The 6,977-nt window shown below is 37.3% G+C and carries 6 protein-coding genes; 3 read left to right on the top strand and 3 right to left on the bottom strand.

The genetic code is table 11. The features are described 5' to 3' along the window. From ON15_RS02820 to ON15_RS02810, 3 genes are all read right to left on the bottom strand, one after another. Positions 1 to 603, bottom strand: a 603-nt coding sequence (locus ON15_RS02820) for a site-specific integrase (RefSeq protein ID WP_010579967.1), incomplete at its 3' end; no start/stop codon positions are given. 109 nt (positions 604 to 712) lie between these two features. Next, positions 713 to 1,564 (bottom strand): alpha/beta hydrolase, encoded by an 852-nt coding sequence (locus tag ON15_RS02815; protein WP_010579966.1) that lies wholly within the window; start codon positions 1,562 to 1,564, stop codon positions 713 to 715. A gap of 459 nt (positions 1,565 to 2,023) precedes the next feature. Continuing rightward, positions 2,024 to 2,905: a YitT family protein gene (locus ON15_RS02810; RefSeq protein ID WP_010579965.1), complete on the bottom strand. Its 882-nt coding sequence runs from the start codon at positions 2,903 to 2,905 to the stop codon at positions 2,024 to 2,026. A gap of 155 nt (positions 2,906 to 3,060) precedes the next feature. On the opposite strand from ON15_RS02810, the gene dapB reads away from it, so the two are divergent. The 3 genes from dapB to ON15_RS02795 are packed head-to-tail and all read left to right on the top strand — an operon-like array spanning position 3,061 to position 6,970. Continuing rightward, on the top strand, positions 3,061 to 3,849 hold the full coding sequence (dapB, locus tag ON15_RS02805) for a 4-hydroxy-tetrahydrodipicolinate reductase (protein WP_010579964.1): 789 nt from the start codon (positions 3,061 to 3,063) through the stop codon (positions 3,847 to 3,849). Then, positions 3,846 to 5,060, top strand: a complete 1,215-nt coding sequence (locus ON15_RS02800; RefSeq protein ID WP_010579963.1) for a CCA tRNA nucleotidyltransferase — start codon at positions 3,846 to 3,848, stop codon at positions 5,058 to 5,060. Before dapB ends, ON15_RS02800 begins: the two co-directional genes overlap by 4 nt. 20 nt (positions 5,061 to 5,080) lie before the next feature. Beyond that, positions 5,081 to 6,970 carry an ABC-F family ATP-binding cassette domain-containing protein gene (locus ON15_RS02795; protein ID WP_010579962.1) on the top strand — a complete coding sequence of 630 codons (1,890 nt, stop codon included), beginning with the start codon at positions 5,081 to 5,083 and terminating at the stop codon, positions 6,968 to 6,970. Positions 6,971 to 6,977: the final 7 nt, after the last annotated feature.

The following is a 6,977-nucleotide window of genomic DNA, read 5'->3' as shown; positions in this document are numbered from 1 at the left end:
GGGATCATGGTGGTCTATTCTGCTTTTTAAAAATAGATCTTTGCAAACTTGTTTTTTAGTGAGTGGTTGGTGAAAAATTTCGAATTGCTGCATAAATTGGTGCTCAAAGTTATTTAAAGTTTCAAATTTCCAAATTTGATAAAAATCTATTTCTAAGAATTCTGCTGGCTGAAAGAAATGGGCTGTTAATAAAAGCGTTAAGCGGCCATAAAAACTAATTTGGTGATTTGCTAGCAGATCAGCTAATTGATCACTCCAAAAGAGTTGATTTGATTGATTGGTGGCAACAGGAATACTTTTAAGGCCAAGTGTTGGCAAGGTTGAAATTTGTTTTGCTTGAAATAGGAAAATAAAATATTGATTTAAATGAGAAAGAACTTTATTATAAGTTGCAGCTGTGATTTCAGCTGCATTTTTTAGTGCTAAAAAATAAGCTCGCAAGTCACTTTCAGTAATTTTGGGTAACTCAGTTGGCTGATGATCAAGACTTGCTAAAAAGCAAAAAAAGTTAATCAAATCATGGCGATAGCTTAAAACGGTTGGTGCTGCTAGTTGTTGTTCAAAAAGATGGTTTTCAAAAATGTTTTGCAGCGGGTAATTCAATTGAAAGAACCTCCTAAGGCTAGGAATTGTTTTGTGTTAAGTGTACATTTTTACCTTAACTTAAATCTTCAAAAAAAACAAGCGCTGCATAAACCGCAGCGCTCATCAATTAGAGAACTCTTGCTAAAAATTTTTCAATAATTTTAAAAACAGCTGGCTGTAAAAATTTCAAATCCATATGCCCGGCATTTTTGATTTGGTATAAATCGGCTGGAATTTGGTTGTCAATTAATTTCTGATAAAGTCTTTCGCTATCTTTGAAGGGAACCACAACATCTTGATCACCGTGTAAAATCAAAAAAGGCACAGTCTGCTGATTTATATAAGTTAATGGATTAGCTTGCTGATCTAGCTGTGGAGCTGATTCTGGCTCTGCTCCTAACAAGTTGCGATAAACGAAATCAAAATCGTTGGAAGTACTTCCTTGTTTAGCTGTAAGTGGGTCAACCACACCATACCAAGGAATTGCAGCCTGAATATCGCTCGAAACATTTAAGTTATTTCCAACATCAAATTTTTTTTGACCATTAGTAACACCAAGCATACTTGCTAGATGACCACCAGCTGATTCACCCATGGCGATGAATTTTTTCGGATTAGCCTGAAATTTGTCCGCATTAGCTCGAACATAACGAATTGCCGATTTAGCATCTTCTAATTGTCCTGGGAAACTAACTTTGTTACTGTCACGATATTCAACACCAACAACGATAAATCCTCGGCGTGCAAAGTCGACCAAATTTGGCAAATAAATATTATGGTCAGTGTCCATCCAACCACCACCGGCAAACCAAAAAATTACTGGGAACCTTTTTGAACCAGCTTTTGCAAAATGCCGAATTACTGACAATTTTAAATCACGAGTTGTTTTTCCTAACCAACCTGGGACCTGGGTATAAGTCAAGTTACTGTCCAACCAAAGTCCGTCACGTTCTAGAGGTATATCAACTGTATATTTCATTAAAAACATTTCCTTTCTATAAGTAACCGTTATTATAATAGAACATCTTTTACAAAAATAAAAGATGTTTAATGAATATTAACTGGGAATTCCGTGACTTTAGACAGGTGGTGGTTAACTTGTCATACTTATGTTGAGAGTTAAACAGCTAATTGGTTTATATGATTTTATTGCATTATTAGAAATTGCTTATTTTTTGTAGTTAAGCTAATTATTTTTGGCTTGTACATCGGTAATTGCTGATAATTAAATTAATTATTGAGTTAAAATAGACAGCCGTCCAGAAATGGGCGGTATTTTTTGTTTAAGGAATCATCACTAGTTAGTTACTTAAAAAATATGAGATGACCCACATGCCATCTGAAATGACCCACACATTTGACCTACAAAAAATATTTTTCAGTCGGTTTCTAGCGACCAGCCAGCTTTGCCAAAGCCTAAAATAACGGCACTTTCGTCCTATAAATGCAGCAGCTTTTTCTTAGCTACATCGTAGGAGAAACCTTCGCCGATTACTTCATTGACTGATAAAATTGAAACGAAAGCATGTGAGTCATGCCGAGCGACGATATGTTTCAAATCCATTAATTCATTGGGACTGATGACACAGTAAATTGCTTGAATTGGTTCTTGTGAGTACGCACCGGTCGCTTGTAAATAGCTAACTCCACGTTTTAAGTCGTTGATAATATCTTTGGCAATTTCTTGATGATGGTTACTAATGATGATTACCCCACGAGCTGCATAGGCGCCTTCAAGAGTAAAGTTGACAACTTTTGAATAAACGTAAGAAGCTAAAAGGGTATACATCATCTTCCGCAAGCTAACATAGCTTAATGATAAGGTTAAAACAACACAATCAAAAGTCAGCAAAGTCTTGCCCATGGCAACGCCGCGATGTTTTTCAAAGATTCGCGCAACAATATCTGTGCCACCAGTTGTTCCGCCGAATCGATAAACGATTCCTGAACCACTACCACCAATTAGTCCAGCTAAAATTCCAGCTAAAAATAGATCGTGATCAATATTGACTGAAAAATCAATTTGCTGCCACAGCCAAATAAAAAAAGATAAACTAAAGATTCCAAAAACGGTATACGCTAAAGCTGTTTTTCCCAAGTAGCGATAGCCAATAATAACAAGTGGGACATTTAGTAAAATAGTTGAAATGGCTGGATCAATACTGAACCAGTAACGCAATATCAGGGTTATGCCAGTTACGCCGCCTTCTGCTAAATTATTAGCAATGTTAATCATTACTAAACCGAAAGCATATAAACTGCTGCCAACTGCGATCATGATGAAATTTTTAAAATGGATTCTTTCATTTGATTGAACCACCTGATTGCCCCCTTAATAATGAATTCTATCAGATAATAACACATTCAGATTCTGGATGCTATCCAATTTAGCTTTGACAACTATAATAAAGTTAGCAAATCTGTTAAAATAGAAAAAGAAAACTTTAAAAGAAGATTGAAAAAGAGGTTGGTCTTATGGTAAAAATTCTTGTTGCAGGTTTTAAAGGCCGCATGGGACACACTACTGTTGAAATGGTGCTTAATCACCCAGGTTTTGAATTAGTTGGGGTTTATGATCCACATTCGATTGAAAAAAATTTGAATGAAATTAATGAATTTTCAGAGCTTGATGTGCCGGCCTATCATCAATTATCAGACATTGCTACGGGAAAAGTGGAGGTTTGGATTGATTTCACTTCGCCCAAAGCAGTTTTTGAAAATGTCAAGTTTGCTTTAGAACATCATATTTCACCAGTTGTTGGAACAACAGGATTAAAAGATGAACAGGTTGCACAATTACAACGAATTGCCAAAAAAAACCAAGTTGGTGGCTTGATTGCTCCAAACTTTGGTATTTCAGCAGTTTTATTAATGCAATTTGCAAAACAAGCAGCTAAATACTTACCAGATGTTGAAATTATTGAAATGCATCATGATAAAAAGCTTGATGCTCCAAGTGGAACAGCGCTAAATACTGCTAAAATGATTGCTGAGATTCGCTCTGAGCATTATCAAGGAAACCCTGATGAAACTGAAGTATTGCCAGGAGCCCGGGGAGCTAATTTTCAAGGCATGCGAATCCACAGTGTTCGCTTGCCAGGCTACGTAGCTCATGAACAGGTCTTATTCGGCGGACCTGGTGAAGCTTTAACTATTCGCCAAGATTCCTTTGATCGCAGCTCATTCATGTCAGGTGTTGCAGTAGCAGTCAGCAAAATCGGCAAACAGCATGAGCTGCTGGTAGGACTTGAGAATCTTCTATGATAGTTGAAAAGTTACCGACCATTTTTCAGCAAGCTTTGCCAATTTTAGCTAAAATTCAAGCAGCTGGTTTTGAAGCTTATTTTGTTGGTGGCAGTGTTCGTGATTTACTGTTAGGTAAACAACCACACGATGTTGATATTGCAACCAGTGCTTACCCAGCTGAGATTAAGTCGATATTTCCTCGCACGGTCGATACTGGGATCAAGCATGGAACAGTCACGGTACTTGCTAAGTCGGCTGCTTATGAAATTACCACCTTTAGGACAGAATCAGGCTATCAAGATTTTCGCCGTCCAGATCAAGTGACTTTTGTTAGATCATTACAAGATGATTTAAAGCGCCGTGATTTAACAATTAATGCTTTAGCAATGGATTCGGCGGGGCAAGTCATTGATTTGTTTGATGGTTTAGCTGATTTACGTGCCGGAATTATTCGAGCGGTTGGAATTCCGACTGAACGTTTTCATGAAGATGCTTTAAGAATGATGCGAACCATCAGATTTGCCAGTCAGTTAGCTTTTGAAATTGAACCGCGCACCCGGGCCGCTATCGAGCAAAATGCTGAATTGTTGCTTAAAATTGCTGTTGAAAGAATTCATGAAGAATGGCAAAAACTTCTGCTTGGACAAGCTGTTCAGCGTGGCTTAGCTTCCTTTATCCAAACGGGCCTATATCGGTATTGTCCCCAAATGAGCACTTGTCAAGAACCATTACAGAAAATGTTGACTTTGCCAGTGTTGCATTTCAAAACTGTTGCGACGGCCTGGGGATTGTTTGCTTATTTAGCTAATTTTTCTCCGTCAAAACTGGGGGATTTTTTGAAAGCTTGGAAAAGTTCTAACCAGTTAATCGAAGAATCGAGAGAAATTTTACGAGCCTTGTTGCTGATGACGCGCCGTGATTTAAAACCGAGTGAACTTTATCAGTTTGGTTGGCCGGTCGTTTGGCAGGCTGGTGAAGCTGCCAATTTACTTGGAATTGATTTAGATTTAAATCAATTACATCAAATTTACCAACAGCTGCCAATTAAAAGCACCAAAGAATTAGTAATCAATGGCGGAATTTTACTAAAGAACTTTAATTTAAAACCGGGCCCTTATTTAGGCAAAATTTTAAAGCAACTAGAAGTTGAAGTTATTGAGAAAAAGGTACCTAATCATTTAGATAGCTTATTGGCTCGAGCTAAGCAGCTAATTTGTAGTAAACCTTAAAGGAATGAAAGAGTGGTAATTTGCAGACATTACGAATTGAAGGTTTAAGTAAAACCTATGGCGAAAAAACTTTGTTTGAAGATCTTAACTTAATAATCAATGAACATGATCGTTTAGGGTTAATTGGTGTAAATGGAACGGGGAAAACGAGTCTATTAAATGTCTTGGCAGGAGTTGATCAAGCTGATCAAGGAAATTTGATCAAACCTAATGATTATCGGATTGCATATTTAAAGCAAAAACCTGAACTGGAAGCGGCTGATTCAATTATGACTGCAATTTTTAAGGGAGCTGCACCAGTCTTTAAGGCCACCCAAAATTATCAACAAGCTTTGCGAGTTTACAGTCAGTATCCAAATGATCAGCAAAAAGAGCAGAATTATTTAACAGCAGAAGCACGGATGAACCAACTAGCTGCGTGGGACGCTGAGAGTCAAGTTAAAACAATTTTGACACAGCTAAAAATCACTGATCTTGATCAAAAAGTTGGTCAATTATCAGGTGGGCAGGTTAAACGAGTTGGCTTAGCTCAAGTCTTGATTCAAGATCCTGATTTGTTGATTTTAGATGAACCAACTAATCACTTGGACTTTTCTTCAATTGATTGGCTGGAAGAATATTTAGCTGGTTTCAAAGGTGCATTAATGGTAGTGACTCATGATCGTTACTTTCTTGATCATGTTGCTCAAAAAATCTTAGAGTTGGATCATGGCAAACTCTATATTTATGAAGGAAACTATCGAGCGTATGTTGGCCAAAAAGCTGAACGAATAGCTGGAAAAGCAGAATTTGAGCATAAACAAAAACAGTTATATAAAAAAGAATTGGCTTGGATGAGGACTGGCGCTAAAGCTCGCAGTACTAAACAACAAGCCCGGATCAATCGCTTTAATCAGTTACAGGCGGGGGTTTCGCAAAAGGCTGAAGAAACTGAAGCTAATTTGAATCTTGGGCAACAAAGATTAGGCAAAAAAGTCATTGAACTAAAACATGCTAGCTTAAAGATTGACAAGCATCGAATTATTGATGATTTTAGCCTATTGATCCAAGCTGATCAAAGAATTGGAATCACTGGTGCTAATGGTGCTGGAAAAACCAGTTTTTTGAATATTTTAGCTGCACAATTGCCACTTGATGCTGGTGAGCTGATTGTTGGGCCAACTGTTAAAATTGGTTATTATCATCAACAATTTGCTCAATTACCTCCCGATACACGAGTAATCGATTATTTAAAAGCGACTGCTCAGCAGGTAGTTGATAAAAATGGCAATCGTTTAAGCGTTGTTCAGTTACTCGAACGTTTCTTATTTCCACGTTATATGCACGGTGTATTAATTCGTAAACTTTCTGGTGGTGAGCAGCGTCGATTATATCTTTTAAAAATCTTGATGCAGCAGCCGAATGTGTTGTTACTGGACGAGCCGACAAATGATTTGGATATTCAGACTTTAACAATTCTCGAGGATTATCTTGAGGATTTTCAAGGTACAGTAATCACGGTTTCACATGATCGTTACTTTCTTGATAAAATTGCGGAACAATTGTTGATCTTTACTGGCAATGGTCAGGTGGAACGTTTTACCGGCATGTTAAGTGTCTATTTAAAGCAAATAAAATCAAAGATCAATAAAGTAGAAAAAGCCCAGCCAAAGAAACAGGTTAAAGTACAGGAACAAACTGGCTCAAAAAAGAAAACCAAGTTGACATATGCTGAAAAGATCGAGTATGGTCAATTAGAAGAGCAAATCGATCAACTTGAGTCACAAAAAACTAAACTTAACCAGCAAATGACGCAAGTCCCTGGGAATGACTTTAGCCAATTAGCTGATCTGCAGCAACAAATTGACCAATTGGACATAGAAATTGATCAAAAAATGAACCGCTGGGACGAGTTAAGTCAGTTTGCTTAGGTTTTTC

The sequence above is a fragment of the Liquorilactobacillus vini DSM 20605 genome (genome assembly GCF_000255495.1).
Lineage (GTDB): Bacteria > Bacillota > Bacilli > Lactobacillales > Lactobacillaceae > Liquorilactobacillus > Liquorilactobacillus vini.
Note: the sequence above shows the minus strand (reverse complement) of the source record. Positions and strands in the feature narration are given on the sequence as shown.